This is a genomic window from Mycobacterium sp. AT1, assembly GCF_002043095.1.
GTDB lineage: Bacteria > Actinomycetota > Actinomycetes > Mycobacteriales > Mycobacteriaceae > Mycobacterium.
In genome coordinates, this window is the sequence record NZ_MVOC01000038.1 from 94,244 (window position 1) to 108,107 (window position 13,864).

The 13,864-nt window shown below is 66.3% G+C and carries 12 protein-coding genes; 9 read left to right on the forward strand and 3 right to left on the reverse strand.

Translation table 11 applies throughout. The features are described 5' to 3' along the window. Positions 1-17: 17 nt before the first annotated feature. Positions 18-659 carry a GAP family protein gene (locus B1790_RS18710; RefSeq protein ID WP_079924757.1) on the reverse strand — a complete coding sequence of 214 codons (642 nt, stop codon included), beginning with the start codon at positions 657-659 and terminating at the stop codon, positions 18-20. Positions 660-742: 83 nt separating this feature from the next. Between B1790_RS18710 and B1790_RS18715 the strand changes: the two genes are divergently transcribed. After that, positions 743-1,486 (forward strand): TetR/AcrR family transcriptional regulator, encoded by a 744-nt coding sequence (locus B1790_RS18715; protein WP_158083840.1) that lies wholly within the window; start codon positions 743-745, stop codon positions 1,484-1,486. Here the strand turns inward: B1790_RS18715 and B1790_RS18720 are convergent. Further along, positions 1,457-3,676: an arylsulfatase gene (locus tag B1790_RS18720; RefSeq protein WP_079924758.1), complete on the reverse strand. Its 2,220-nt coding sequence runs from the start codon at positions 3,674-3,676 to the stop codon at positions 1,457-1,459. The two genes, B1790_RS18715 and B1790_RS18720, sit on opposite strands and share 30 nt — an antisense overlap. Positions 3,677-3,946: 270 nt before the next feature. Next, positions 3,947-4,921, reverse strand: coding sequence for a LysR family transcriptional regulator (locus tag B1790_RS18725; protein ID WP_079924759.1), 975 nt, complete (start codon positions 4,919-4,921; stop codon positions 3,947-3,949). Between the two features lie 23 nt (positions 4,922-4,944). On the opposite strand from B1790_RS18725, the gene B1790_RS18730 reads away from it, so the two are divergent. From B1790_RS18730 to B1790_RS18765, 8 genes are read left to right on the forward strand one after another with little or no spacing between them, the layout of a single operon-like run. Continuing rightward, entirely contained in the window at positions 4,945-6,105 is a 1,161-nt protein-coding gene (locus B1790_RS18730; RefSeq protein ID WP_079924760.1) for an XdhC/CoxI family protein, read from the forward strand. A 60-nt stretch (positions 6,106-6,165) separates the two neighbouring features. Beyond that, positions 6,166-7,062 (forward strand): xanthine dehydrogenase family protein subunit M, encoded by an 897-nt coding sequence (locus B1790_RS18735; protein ID WP_079924761.1) that lies wholly within the window; start codon positions 6,166-6,168, stop codon positions 7,060-7,062. 9 nt (positions 7,063-7,071) lie between these two features. Next, the gene (locus B1790_RS18740) at positions 7,072-7,614 is read left to right on the forward strand and encodes a (2Fe-2S)-binding protein (protein WP_079924762.1); all 543 of its coding nucleotides are present in this window, start codon (positions 7,072-7,074) and stop codon (positions 7,612-7,614) included. Further along, positions 7,614-10,013, forward strand: coding sequence for an aerobic carbon-monoxide dehydrogenase large subunit (locus B1790_RS18745; protein ID WP_079924763.1), 2,400 nt, complete (start codon positions 7,614-7,616; stop codon positions 10,011-10,013). The genes B1790_RS18740 and B1790_RS18745 overlap by 1 nt, the downstream gene beginning before the upstream one ends. Positions 10,014-10,024: 11 nt before the next feature. Next, positions 10,025-10,906, forward strand: a complete 882-nt coding sequence (locus B1790_RS18750) for an XdhC family protein (RefSeq protein WP_079924806.1) — start codon at positions 10,025-10,027, stop codon at positions 10,904-10,906. After that, positions 10,903-11,790 carry a MoxR family ATPase gene (locus B1790_RS18755; RefSeq protein WP_079924764.1) on the forward strand — a complete coding sequence of 296 codons (888 nt, stop codon included), beginning with the start codon at positions 10,903-10,905 and terminating at the stop codon, positions 11,788-11,790. The genes B1790_RS18750 and B1790_RS18755 overlap by 4 nt, the downstream gene beginning before the upstream one ends. A 23-nt stretch (positions 11,791-11,813) precedes the next feature. Further along, positions 11,814-12,482: an SRPBCC family protein gene (locus B1790_RS18760; RefSeq protein WP_079924765.1), complete on the forward strand. Its 669-nt coding sequence runs from the start codon at positions 11,814-11,816 to the stop codon at positions 12,480-12,482. Beyond that, a complete protein-coding gene (locus tag B1790_RS18765) occupies positions 12,479-13,726 on the forward strand; it encodes a VWA domain-containing protein (RefSeq protein WP_079924807.1) in 1,248 nt (415 codons plus the stop codon). The genes B1790_RS18760 and B1790_RS18765 overlap by 4 nt, the downstream gene beginning before the upstream one ends. The last annotated feature ends 138 nt before the right edge of the window (positions 13,727-13,864 follow it).

Here is a 13,864-nt window from a genome sequence, read left to right on the forward strand (position 1 = left end):
TGTCAGCGGCAGGGTCATCACGCTGCTTGCAGCAACAACATCAGCCCTACGGCAACGAGAACCACCGCCAGGATGGCGGCATTATGGCATTCGAGCGCGACCCTGAGCCGTCGCAGAGGTTCGCTCATGCGCTCACGCCAGATCGCATAGCTGAGAACCGGCACTATCACTGTCGCGCTGGCAAGCAGGGCGAAACCGGTGACGTCACCCCACTGGGCCAGGCTGGACTGCGTGGTGGCCCCGGTGCTGAAACCTGCTGCAGCGCAGGCAGAGAGCACTTTTGGATTCACGGCCGCCAGGACCGGCGCGGCTGCCAGTGCCCGCGGCGCAGTGACCGAGTCCAGTGTCCGTAGCCATACCGGCGCACGTTCACTACGTCCCCGGCGCATCCAGGTGACGAGGCCGGCGAGGATCAGGAGCACCGCCAACATCATCGTTGCGGGTCGGATCCATGGTGGCGGCGGACCGCCGGCGTCAGGCAATTGACCGGAAATTTCGACGAAAATCCAGGTCGTGGCCGCCACGGAGAGCATCCAGCCCACGGCGAACGCCCATCCCGCAGCCAGCGGGCGCGGCGTGTGCAGCATCAGGATCGCCGGCACCACCGAGGCCGGCGACACGGCGATGACCAGTGCCAATGACGCCAGCTCCACCTGCATTGCGCACCCGTGCTTTCTCCACGTCGATTAAACTAATGAGCATTCATTATATACTGACCGGAGGGGATGCGTACCATCGGGCAATGCCCTCGAAGTCGGACCGCATTCGGGAACAGGCGCGCACACGCGGCCGCAACAGCAGCGGAGAAGCGACGCGCCTCAAGCTCATCACCGTCGCGGAGACGATGTTCGCCGACCGGGGGATCGCAGCTGTGAGCCTCAACGAGATCAGACTCGCCGCCGGGCAAAGCAACGCCGCGGTGGTGAACTACCACTTCGGCTCAAAAGACGACCTGATCAAGGCCATACTCGAAGATCGCCTCGAACGAATCGACGAAGATCGCGGACGAATACTCGACCAGGCGGCCTCGGGTGATCACCCGGCCGAGCTCAGACGCCTCCTTGCGGCCTTGATTTTCCCTCAGGTAAGCAGCATCGAGCGGGGGGAGCGACATGTCGAGCTGGTAGCCCAACTGCTGTTTCACGGATACGGCGAACCCGGCGGGCATGCCTGGATTCTGGCCGATCCTTCGTTGACCGGGCACGGCCAACGACTCAATCAGCTTATCTGGGAGCATCTTTCGCATCTCCCTGAAGCCGTCGCCGCGGCCAGGCTCCGTTTCGTCTACACGAGCTCCCTGAATGCGGTGGCCGACCACCAGCGACAACGGGCTACCGCCACCGAGGCGCCGCACACGGCGATATTCGTGTCCGACCTCATCGATTCGCTGACCGCGATCATTCGTGCGCCGGCCTCAGCAGAAACCCTGGCGGCGTCGCGGCATGAAGGAGCCGATTCAGTCAGACTTGAGCGCGGCCTTGAGTAGTTCCTGACCTGGTAACGAGTCCAGATCGGATTCCACTGTCACCGAACGCAATCCGCCGTTCCACGCAAACGGTGGTCGATAGTCTTCGCACACCGGCAGGCCGCGGTCGCGGCCCAAGGACAAAGATGTCCCGCCATGCTGCCAGACATGGGGCAGCGTCACCGGGGCCACCGCCGAGCCGACAACGGCGTCGTCGATCACTGCTTCCACTCGGGTCCCGCCGTCGAGGCGGTGTAACCGACAGCCCACGCTGTGGCGTCCTTCCGCCAGCAGCCGATCGGCCCGCACCCGGATGTTGCCGCCCGGGGCTGCGACAGCAATGTGCAGTCTGGACTCGATCACGAACGCCGCCAGCCCTCCGGTCCAGTTGCCGATCGCAAACAACACACCGTTGGCAGCCTCGGATGGGACGTCGACGTCAGCGGACAACCGGCTGTACAGCAAGGGCAATGCCTCATCGGCGACCGGCCCGCCCGAAGGCCGCAACACCACGCGCTGCCCGGGCGGGAATTCGGGCCACACCATCTCCGCCGCTCGTGCCACCAACGAATCAGTCAGGGGGAGCACGTCATAGCGGGCGGCCTCGGCTGCCCACAGGGCGGTCAATCGCGCCACCACGTCGGGGTGATCCGCCGACACGTCGTGAGCTTCGGAGAAGTCGTCGGCCCGAAACAGCGACCATCGATCAGCGGCGAAGTCCCGGCTACCCTCCAGCATCGCCTCCTCGTCCATCACGCCTTGGGCCACGTGATCCGTCGTGGCCTTCCAGCCATCCGCGATCATCGACCGGGAACCCACGACTTCGAAGTACTGAGTGGATCGGGGTGCAGGTGCCGCCGCGTCGTTGAAGGTCGGCAACAAGCTCGCGCCGTGGACGACGCTGTCGGAAGTTCCGACTCCCGACGACTGCTGCCGAACCCCGCAGGCTTCCAATACTGTTGGCATGACGTCGACGGCGTGCGCGAACTGTGAACGCACAGCGCCTCTGTCGCCGATACCGCGCGGCCAGTGCACGATCAGTGGAACGCGGGTACCGCCCAGCCACGCATACCGCTTCCACAGTCGGAAAGGAGTATTGCCGGCCCACGCCCAGCCCCATGCATAGTGCGGATACCCCGCCGTGCCACCCCAGTCCGGTAGGAGATCGAGATTGTCGGCCGTCGACTCTGGCACCCGATGCGTGAACCGGTGTTCATTGCTGGTGCCCGCAACGCCCCCTTCTGCACTGGCCCCGTTGTCGGACATGACGAGAACGAGCGTGTTGTCCATGACGTCGATGTCCTCCAGCGTGCGGATCAGTCGATCGATCTGGCTGTCGGTATGACTGAGAAAGCCTGCATATACCTCGTGCATCCGCGCGTATACGGCGCGTTCGTCTGCGGTGAGGGAGGTCCAAGCCGGAACCCAATCGGGTCGCTCGGTGAGAGTGGTTCCTGCGGGCACCACGCCCTCGGCGAGCTGGCGTGCGAACACTTCGTCTCGCCAAGCGTCCCATCCGATGTCGAACTGCCCCGCGTAGGCGTCGGCCCAGCTCTTGTGTACATGATGCGGAGAGTGCATCGCCCCGGTGGCAAAGTAGAGGAAGAACGGCTTGCCGGGTGCTGACTGCTGTTGGCTGACCACCATCCTGATCGCCTCATCGGTGAGATCCTCGGTCAAGTGGTAGCCGGCTGGGCGCACATCGGGTCCGTCGAGGTACGTGTTGTCTCGTACCAGTTGCGGATCCCAATGATTGGCGTCGCCGAGCAGAAAGCCGTAATAGCGCTCGAACCCGAGCCCCAACGGCCAGCGGGTGAACGGACCGGCACTCGTCCGTTCACCACGCGGTGCCAAATGCCACTTTCCGACGGCCATCGTGCTCCAGCCCGAATCGCGCAGCAAGCGCGGCAGCGTCGGCACCGAGGCCGGAATCTTGCCGGTGTAGCCCGGGTGGGCAGTCGGGATGTCGGCAAGGAAGCCCATCCCGACCGAGTGGTGGTTTCGGCCGGTAAGCAGGCATGCACGTGTCGGTGAGCACAGACCGGTGACGTGAAAGCGGTTGTACCGGAGTCCATTTCGAGCAAGACGATCAATGGCAGGTGTCTGTATATCTGACCCGTAGCAGCCGAACTGGGCGTAGCCGAGGTCGTCCAGCACGATCATGACCACATTGGGAGCTGCCGGACGCGCAGCCTCATCGTAGGTGCCCATTAGCACTCCTCAGGTCGAGAGTTATATTAATGCACCTTCATTATTAACACATGACTGGCTCCGGCGGTTGTCGCGTGTCCACGGCTGCTTTCGCGACGGGGAGTATCAGGATTGGTGTGGATAGCGGTCATGTCGACGTCGGTCGTATTCGCCCCGCGATGAGAACTGCTGACCTGGGGGCCGTGAAATTGCCCGAGTGGGGGAGTCCGGTGAGAAGTTGGGCGGGAAGTGCGAGACAGATCTGCCATCTCGTCCATCTCGGCAGGCTTGTCAACTCCAGAGTGTCACATGGACTTTCGGCTTGAACCGGGTGACGCCCACGCCGGTGCCACGGATCATCGCCTGGGTGCAACGCGGCGTGGTGATGAACCGCACCAGTTCGGAGACGGCCGGCTGCCGTGACGCCGGCGGCAGGGTGAACGCCACCCATTCGCCTTCAGTCTGCAGGCCCGTACCCTTGACATGGGTCAGTCGTTTCGCCGAAAGGTCCTTGCCGACAGCGAAACCCATCGTCAGCGTCAGACCGCCCACCCGCTGCACTTCCTCCAGCGCCGCGGCGTCGCTCTGGAAGATCCGTTGTCGCTCCTCGGGAATGGCCAGTTTCTGCAGCATCAGCCCGATTTCGCCGTCGACGCTGCCCGCGGACGGGCCCAGCATCCACATCTGCTCGCGGAGCAGCGCTGCAGGCGGTGCGACGGCGGGATTGACGGCCAGCGGACTGCCGGGCGCCGCCACCGTGATGATCTGGTACTTCAGGAACGGGCGTGAGGCGATGGTGTCGGTGCCGTCGGCAGCCACGGCGCTGGCGGGTCCGAGCGCCACGTCGACCGCCCTGGATTCGATCAGGTAGCGGAACTGACTTGCCGGGTGCACGCTCAGCTCCACCGACAGATCGTCGGCGCGCGACGAGAACAGCTCGATCAGACCGGGCGCCGCGTGCTCGGCGAATGCGCTCGACGCCGCAATCCGCAGCAGCCGCCTGCCATGCGCGGCCTCGGTCACCTCGATCGCCGTCTGGCGCTGCAGACCCAGAATTTCGATGGCCCGGCTGGCCAGCCGTAGGCCGCCAGGAGTGAACGCCAGCCCCGCCGCGGTCCTGGTGAACAGTTGGTCGTCGAGTTCCTTGCGCAACTGGGTGACATGCAGAGAGACGCCCGCGTCGGACATCCCGAGTTCGGCTGCCGCGGAGTGCACCGAGCCCAGCCTCACCACTGCCGAGTACGCGCGAAGTTGTGCCGGTGTCACGGAATGAGCCTACGTTTGATTTCGTGAGAGACGTGCTGGGCGACGTGTTGGCGGTCTGGCGTGCCGGTGGCACCGTCGGTGTCGGGACGGTCGTCCGCACCTATTCGTCGGCACCGCGGCTGCCTGGCGCGTCGATGGTCGTCGGCCCGGATGGCACCGCAAGCGGGTCGGTGTCCGGAGGTTGCGTCGAAGGCGCCGTCTACGAGCTGGCCACCGATGTGGCGGCGACAGGTGTGCCGGTACTGCAGCGCTACGGCGTCAGCGACGACGATGCCTTCGCCGTCGGCCTCACCTGCGGGGGAATCATCGACATCTTCGTCGAGCCGATGTCGCAGAACACCTTTCCCGAATTGGAAGCTCTCGCCGAGGACATCGTGCACCACCGGCCCGCTGCCGTCGCGACGGTGATCGCCCATCAGGATCCGGCCTGGGTGGGCCGGCGCCTGGTGGTCCGCGGCGACGACGTGACCGGGGAGCTGGGCTCGCCGCGCGCCGATTCCGCCGTCACCGACGACGCCCGCGGTCTGCTGGCGGCAGGCCGCAGCGAGGTGCTCACCTACGGGCCCGACGGCCAGCGGCGCGGCCTCGGCATGGAGGTGTTCGTCGCCAGCTACGCGCCGCGCCCCCGCATGCTGGTGTTTGGTGCCATCGACTTCGCCGCGGCCGTCGCGCAACAGGGCTCGTTCCTGGGCTACCGGGTCACGGTGTGCGACGCGCGTCCGGTCTTCGCGACGTCGGCACGGTTCCCGACGGCCGACGAGGTCGTCGTCGACTGGCCGCATCGGTACCTGGCCGCTCAGGCCGACGCCGGTGCCATTGACGCCCGGACCGTGATCTGCGTGCTCACCCACGATCCGAAGTTCGACGTCCCGCTCCTGGAAGTGGCGCTGCGACTGCCCGAGGTCGCCTACATCGGCGCGATGGGCTCCCGCCGAACCCACGATGACCGGCTGGCCCGGCTGCGTGAGGCGGGCCTGACCGACGCCGAATTGGAGGGCTTGTCGAGCCCCATCGGATTGGACCTCGGCGGCCGAACTCCGGAGGAGACGGCGGTTTCGATCGCAGCGGAGATCATCGCCCGCAGGTGGGGCGGCGGTGGTCGCCCCCTGGTCGAAGTGCCGGGCCGCATCCATCATCACCAGCATCAACATAGTCAATTAAGCGATTCCTTAACCCGCTATTGACGGCTCAGTAAGACCGGCCAACACTGGGCTCCCCAACCCAGCAGATGTGAGGCCAGTCACATGCAAGTTCCCGGCCCCTTCGAGTACGAACGAGCGACCAGCGTGGAACACGCAGTGGGTCTTCTCGACCGCCTCGGCGACGGCGCCCTGATCGTCGCGGGTGGCCACAGCCTGCTGCCGATGATGAAACTGCGGATCGCCAATCCGGAGTACCTGGTCGACATCAACGACCTCGCGGGCGAACTCGGCTACATCGTTACCGACCCGACCATCGTTAGGCTCGGCGCCATGACCCGGCACCGCGAGGTGCTTGACTCCGCCCCACTGGCGGCGGTGCTACCGATCTTCCGCGATGCCGAGAAGGTGATCGCCGACCCGATCGTGCGCAACCGCGGCACCGTCGGCGGGTCCCTGTGCCAGGCCGACCCGGCCGAGGACCTCACGACGGTGTGCATGGTGCTCGACGCCGTCTGCGTCGCCCGTGGTCCCGCAGGCCAGCGGGAGATCGCGATCGACGATTTCCACGAAGGTCCCTACGAGACGTCGCTGGCGCACAACGAGATGCTGATCGAGGTACGGGTACCGCTGCGGCACAACATGTCCAGTGCGTATGCCAAGGTCGAACGCCGGGTGGGGGATTGGGCCGTGGCCGCAGCAGGTGCCGCCGTCACACTGGACAAGGACCTGGCCACGATTGTCGCCGGCCGGGTGGGGCTGACGGCGGTCAACCCGGACGACGAGGGACTGCGTGCACTGGCCGACGCCTTGGCAGGCAAACCCGCCACCGAGGCCACCTTTGCCGAAGCGGGCCTGGCCGCGGCGGAAGCCTGCGAGCCGGTATCGGACATGCGGGGCAGCGCCGACTACAAGCGCCACCTGGCATCAGAACTGACCATCCGCACACTGCGCACATCGGTGGATCGGGTTCGCAATGCGCCCGCACCACAAGGGAATTGAGGAGCTTAGATGCAGGTCAACATGACGGTGAACGGCGATTCGGTGAGCGCCGACGTCGAACCGCGACTGCTGCTGGTGCACTTCCTGCGCGACCAGCTGCGGCTGACCGGAACGCACTGGGGCTGCGACACTTCCAACTGCGGCACCTGTGTGGTGAGCGTGGACGGCGAACCGGTGAAGTCGTGCACCATGTTGGCCGCCATGGCATCCGGGCACGACGTCCGGACCGTGGAGGGCATGGAGGTTGACGGCAAGCTGGATCCGGTGCAAGAAGGATTCATGCAGTGCCACGGCCTGCAGTGTGGCTTCTGCACCCCCGGCATGATGATCACCGCCCGCGCCCTGCTGGACCGTGTGCCCGACCCGGACGAGGAGACCATCCGCGAGGCCATCTCCGGCCAAATCTGCCGCTGCACCGGCTACACCACGATCGTGCGGTCCATTCAGTGGGCTGCCAGAGCGGGCCGCGACGACTTCGCCCCCGAGACGCAGACCGAGGACACCCTCGGTGGCGACGCCGGCGATCACCTCATCGAAGCCGGGAGTAAGTGATGACCACCACCGAGGTCCGGCCGCCGTCTGGAAACGAACTGCCCGACAACGACAAGAAACCCTGTGGCTACGGGCGGATGCTGCGCAAAGAGGATCCGCGCTTCATCCGCGGCAAGGGCAACTACGTCGACGACGTGAACCTGCACGGCATGCTGCACCTGGCGATCCTGCGCTCGCCCTACGCGCACGCCAGGATCACCGCCATCGATGTCTCTGCCGCGCTGGCACATCCGAAGGTCAAGGCCGTGGTGACCGGGGCCGACCTGGCCGAAAAGGGTCTGGCATGGATGCCGACGCTGTCAAACGACGTGCAGGCCGTGCTGGCCACCGACAAGGTGCGGTTCCAGGGTCAGGAGGTGGCGTTCGTGGTCGCCGAGGACCGCTACTCGGCACGTGACGCACTCGAACTCATCGACGTCGACTACGAACCGCTCGAACCCGTCGTCGACGTCCGGCGCGCTCTGGCGCCCGATGCCGAAGTCATCCGGACCGACCTCGAAGGCAAGACCGACAACCACTGTTTCGACTGGGAAACCGGGGACGCGGCTGCCACCGACGCAGTCTTCGCGCGGGCCGACGTCGTTGTCTCCCAAGAGATCATCTACCCGCGGGTACATCCCGCCCCGATGGAAACCTGTGGCGCGGTCGCCGATCTCGACCCGATCAGCGGCAAGCTCACCCTGTGGTCCACCACCCAGGCCCCGCACGCCCACCGGACGCTGTACGCCCTGGTCGCCGGCATCCCCGAACACAAGATCCGGGTCATCGCCCCCGATATAGGCGGCGGGTTCGGCAACAAGGTGCCCATCTATCCCGGGTACGTCTGCGCCATCGTCGGTTCGCTGATCCTCGGTAAACCGGTCAAGTGGATGGAGGACCGCAGTGAGAACCTGACGTCCACCGGCTTCGCCCGCGACTACGTCATGGTCGGCGACATCGCCGCGACCAAGGACGGCAAGATCCTCGCGATCCGCTCCACGGTGCTGGCTGACCACGGCGCCTTCAACGGGGTGGCGTCGCCGCTGAAGTACCCGGCCGGATTCTTCGGCGTGTTCACCGGTAGCTACGACATCGAGGCCGCGTACTGCCAGATGACGGCGGTGTTCACCAACAAGGCCCCGGGTGGGGTGGCGTATGCCTGTTCCTTCCGGATCACCGAGGCGGTGTACTTCGTGGAGCGGCTGGTGGACTGCCTGGCTCACGAGATGAAGGTCGATCCCGCGGAACTGCGGCTGCGAAACCTGTTGAAGCCGGAGCAGTTTCCCTACCAGTCGAAAACCGGGTGGGAATACGACTCGGGCGACTACGAGACCACCATGCGGCTGGCCATGGACATGATCGGTTACGACGAGCTGCGCCGTGAGCAGGTCGAGAAGCGCGAACGCGGCGAGCTGATGGGCATCGGCATGTCGTTCTTCACAGAGGCCGTGGGGGCGGGCCCCCGTAAGGACATGGACATCCTGGGACTCGGCATGGCCGACGGCTGCGAGCTGCGGGTGCACCCCACCGGAAAAGCGGTGGTGCGGCTGTCGGTGCAGACCCAGGGCCAGGGCCACGAGACGACGTTCGCGCAGATCATCGCCGAAGAACTTGGCATCCCGCCCGACGACATCGACGTGGTGCACGGAGACACGGATCAGACTCCGTTCGGCCTGGGCACCTACGGCTCCCGGTCCACCCCCGTCTCGGGTGCAGCCGCCGCGTTGGTGGCACGCAAGATCCGCGACAAGGCCAAGATCATCGCCTCGGGAATGCTGGAGGCCAGCGTCGCCGACCTGGAATGGGACAAGGGGTCCTTCCATGTGAAAGGCGATCCGACGGCATCGGTCACCATCCAGGACATCGCCATGAAGGCGCACGGCGCCGGCGATCTGCCCGAAGGCCTGGAAGGGGGCCTTGACGCCCAAATCTGTTACAACCCGGAGAATCTCACCTATCCCTATGGCGCCTACTTCTGCGTGGTCGACGTCGATCCGGGTACCGCAGTGGTCAAGGTGCGCCGGTTTCTGGCCGTCGACGACTGCGGCACGCGGATCAACCCGATGATCATCGAAGGTCAGGTCCACGGCGGCATCGTCGACGGGATCGGGATGGCCCTGATGGAGATGATCGCCTTCGACGACGACGGCAACTGTCTGGGCGGGTCGTTGATGGACTACCTGATCCCCACCGCGATGGAGGTGCCCAATCTGGAGACCGGGCACACGGTGACACCGTCACCGCATCATCCGATCGGAGCCAAGGGGGTCGGCGAGTCCGCCACCGTCGGTTCGCCGCCGGCCGTGGTGAATGCCGTGGTGGATGCGTTGGCGCCGTTCGGGGTTCGGCACGCCGATATGCCGCTGACACCTTCGAGGGTGTGGGAGGCGATGCAAGGCCGCGCCACCCCGCCGATCTAGACATGTCCACCATGACGATGAACGAGCGCGTTCAGCAGTTACGGCGGGCGCGGACCCCGTTCGTGCACGCCACCGTCGTACGAGCGCAACCACCCAGCTCTGCTCATGCCGGGGACGAAGCGATCATGTTGTCCGACGGCACGATCGAAGGGTTCGTCGGCGGTGAGTGCGCGCAGAGTTCCGTCCGGAAGGCGGCGCTCGGCGCGCTGCAGACCAATGAGAGCGTGTTGTTGCGGGTTCTGCCGGACGGCGATGTGGCGTTCCCCGAGGCGCCGGGGGCCTGTGTGGTGGTGAACCCGTGCCTGTCCGGTGGTGCGCTGGAGATCTTCCTGGTGCCGCAGGTACCCGCGCCACTGATCCGCGTGCACGGTGCGACGCCGATCGCCGACGCCTTGGTCCAACTGTGCGGCGTTCTGGGTTACGACGCCCTTGGTGGCGAGTCGTTGGACGACCTGGCCGGGACGACGGCCGTGGTGATCGCCAGCCACGGCGGGCCGGAGGCCGAGGTGATTCGGGCGGCGTTGGACGCCCGCGTCGGCTATATCGGGTTGGTGGCCAGCCGGATTCGTGGTGCCTCGATTCTTGCAAGCCTGGGGCTGACGGCCGAGGAGCGGGCGTTGATCCACAGTCCGGTCGGCCTGCCGATCGGAGCCAAGACACCCGCGGAGATCGCGGTCTCGGTGGTGGCCGAAGTGGTTGCGGCCATCCGCATCGACGGCCTGAAAGTGCAGGCCCGTGGCCAGGATGCTCCAGAGCAGGCGACCGATCCGGTGTGCGGGATGTCGGTGATGCTCACCCCAGGGGCGGAGCATCTGCACGCCGGAGGGCAGGACTACTGGTTCTGCGGTGCGGGGTGCCGGGTCGCCTTCGTCGCGACGCTGGTTGGCGGATGACGGCATCCGCGTTCACCGATGTGGACGATGTCGTGGCTCGCTTCGACGCCCACGATCATCTGCTGGACGAGGGCACGGCGGCCGCCTTCTATCTGGCGGCTGCCCTGGGCCGCCCGCTGCTACTGGAGGGCGAGCCGGGGGTCGGGAAGACCTCAGCGGCCAAGACGCTTGCCAAAGTGCTTGATTCTCAAGTGGTTCGGCTGCAATGTTACGAGGGTCTGACCACGGCCGAAGCGCTCTACGACTGGAACTATCAACGTCAGCTGCTGGCGATTAGGCTGGCCGAGGCGCGTGGGGTGGGCATCGAGGAAGCGGATCTGTACACCGAGGATTACCTGATCAACCGGCCCATCCTGCAGTGCGTGCGATACCGAGGTGACACCCCGCCCGTGCTGCTGATCGACGAGATCGACCGTGCCGACGACGAATTCGAGGCGCTGCTGCTGGAGTTCCTCGGTGAGTCCAGCGTCACCGTGCCCGAACTGGGCACCTTCACCGCGCCGCGCCCACCGATCGCGGTGCTGACCTCCAACCGCAGTCGCGACCTGCACGACGCACTACGCCGGCGCTGCCTGTACCACTGGATCGACTACCCCGACCCGGCGCGCGCAGCCGAGATCGTCCGCCGCACCGTACCCGGGGCCACCACCGCGCTCATCGACCAGACGACGCACTTCGTTCGTGCGGCAAGGACTCTCGATCTCGACAAGCAACCAGGAGTGGCAGAGACCATCGATTGGGTCGCCGCACTGGTTGCCCTGCGAGTGACCGATCTGGTGGGCGCCCACAGCCAGCACGCTCTGGCCAGCCTCGGTGCGCTGGCCAAAACCCCCGATGACCGCGACGTGCTCGCCGAGGCGTTCGTGGAATACAGCTCGCCGTAAAGGCGTGGAAGGAAAGACCGCAGATGAAAATCGCCAACGAATTCACCGTCACCGCGCCGATCGTTCGGGCCTGGGAGTTGTTCAACGATCTCGAGCAGGTAATCCCGCTGATGCCGGGTGCCACGATGACCGGCCAGGAGGGTGACGACACCCTGGGCAAGGTGAAGATCAAGGTGGGACCGGTGACCAGTGAGTTCAACGGCAAGGTCCGCTTCATCGAACGCGATGACGAGCAGTACCGTGCCGTCATCGACGCCAAGGGCAAGGAATCCCGCGGCACCGGCAACGCGGCGGCCACGGTCACCGCCACCCTGCACTCCGAGGGCGACCGGACCCGCGTCACCGTCGACACCGACCTGAAGGTCGTCGGCAAATTGGCCCAGTTTGGCAGCGGTATGCTGCAACAGGTTTCGGAGAAGCTGCTCGGCCAGTTCGTGGAGTCCCTCGAGGCGAAACTGGCCGCTGAGAACGCACCCGCCGCTCCCGTGGCCGTAGCCACCGAGGACGCCGCCGACCCGGCACCGGTGCTTCCCCTGCCGGTCTCGCCGCAACCCGAAGCGGCGCCGATCGATCTGCTGGAGCTCGCAGGCGGCACGGTACTGAAGAAGTACGTGCCGGTCGCGCTGGCGGCAGTGGCGGCAGTCGTCGTCCTCACGTGGATCGCCCGCAGGGGAGCCTGCAGGGGCAGATGACTGGTCCGGTCTTGCTGCGCGGAGTCGACCGCGCTGCTCTCGCCGTCGCTCTCGTCACGCGGCTGAGGTCAGGAGGCGTCACCGTATCGGCCAGTGGGGCAGCCGGATTCGTCGCAGCGCTGGACCACCTGGTTCCGGTGACGCGGCCCGATCTGTACTGGGCTGCGCGGCTGACGCTGGTGAACCGGGCCGAGGACCTGGTCCTGTTCGACCTCGTCTTCGACGAAGTGTTCGGCGCCGCGGCGTTCGGGCTGGATCCGGTGGCCCTGCAGTCTCCGCTGGGAGCGGCTGTCGCGTCGGTGCCGGGCGCGCGCGCAGCACAGGGCCCCACCCTGGACGGCAGCGGCCTGCCGTGGGTCACCCGACCCGCCACGGTCACCGCCGCCCGATCCGCCGAGCTCACCGATACCGACATCACGATCCCCGACGCGTTGCCCAGCAGGTGGGTCGCCCGCGCCGACGACGCCTTCGAGACCTTCGACGCCGAGGACCTGCGACTCATCGGCGGGTGGTTGGAGCAGGCGACCGCACGCTGGCCCCGTCGGCGCACCCTCCGGCGGCAGGACGGTACGCATGGCACCCGGATCGATCTGCGGCAGACCATCCGGGCGTCGCGCACCACCGGGTGGGAGGCGGTTCGACTTGTCCGGTCGCGGCCTGGCAAACGGCCGCGTCGGGTCGTATTCCTCTGTGACGTCAGCAGATCCATGCAGCCGTACGCAACCATCTACCTGCACCTGATGCGGGCGGCTGCACTGCAACGACGGTCGGGAGCCACGATTAGACCCGAGGTCTTCGCCTTCTCGACCGAGCTGACCCGATTGACGTCCGTGCTGTCACATCGATCCGCCGAAGTTGCGTTGGAGCGGGCCAGCGCCAAGGTCAGCGACCGCTACGGCGGAACGCATCTGGGCCGTAGCGTGGCCGGTCTGCTGGCTGCGCCGCACGGCAACGCGTTACGCGGCGCCATCGTCATCATTGCCTCCGATGGCTGGGATTCCGACCCGCCCGAGGTGCTCGGCCATGCGATGGACAGGCTGTCTCGTCGCGCCCACCGGGTCGTCTGGCTCAATCCGCGGGCAGCCTCACCCGACTACCGGCCGTTGGCCGGGTCCATGGCGGCGGCGCTGCCGTACTGCGACCTGTTCTTGCCGGCGAATACCCTCACCGGACTACGTGATCTCCTGGCCGCCATCGGCGCCGACGTCTGGTTGGGCACGTCACCGGGCCTTGGCCATGCGTGACGGTCACCAGCGCCCGCACGGTGCGGCTCGCCAGCGGCGGCACCGTGAACGGCAGCGGTTATCGTCAGGGCGGGGTGGCGTTGACGGCGGGGCTGAGGCCGTCGACCGGCCGTACGTGCAGTGGTTTAACACAATGAG

What these genes read in the sequence shown, in the direction of transcription:
- B1790_RS18750 (WP_079924806.1), top strand. Translation starts at nt 10,025, where the DNA reads ATGACGATGAACGAGCGCGTTCAGCAGTTACGGCGGGCGCGGACCCCG.
- B1790_RS18755 (WP_079924764.1), top strand. Translation starts at nt 10,903, where the DNA reads ATGACGGCATCCGCGTTCACCGATGTGGACGATGTCGTGGCTCGCTTC.
- B1790_RS18740 (WP_079924762.1), top strand. Translation starts at nt 7,072, where the DNA reads ATGCAGGTCAACATGACGGTGAACGGCGATTCGGTGAGCGCCGACGTC.
- B1790_RS18765 (WP_079924807.1), top strand. Translation starts at nt 12,479, where the DNA reads ATGACTGGTCCGGTCTTGCTGCGCGGAGTCGACCGCGCTGCTCTCGCC.
- B1790_RS18745 (WP_079924763.1), top strand. Translation starts at nt 7,614, where the DNA reads ATGACCACCACCGAGGTCCGGCCGCCGTCTGGAAACGAACTGCCCGAC.
- B1790_RS18735 (WP_079924761.1), top strand. Translation starts at nt 6,166, where the DNA reads ATGCAAGTTCCCGGCCCCTTCGAGTACGAACGAGCGACCAGCGTGGAA.
- B1790_RS18760 (WP_079924765.1), top strand. Translation starts at nt 11,814, where the DNA reads ATGAAAATCGCCAACGAATTCACCGTCACCGCGCCGATCGTTCGGGCC.
- B1790_RS18715 (WP_158083840.1), top strand. Translation starts at nt 743, where the DNA reads ATGCCCTCGAAGTCGGACCGCATTCGGGAACAGGCGCGCACACGCGGC.
- B1790_RS18710 (WP_079924757.1), bottom strand. Translation starts at nt 659, where the DNA reads ATGCAGGTGGAGCTGGCGTCATTGGCACTGGTCATCGCCGTGTCGCCG.
- B1790_RS18720 (WP_079924758.1), bottom strand. Translation starts at nt 3,676, where the DNA reads ATGGGCACCTACGATGAGGCTGCGCGTCCGGCAGCTCCCAATGTGGTC.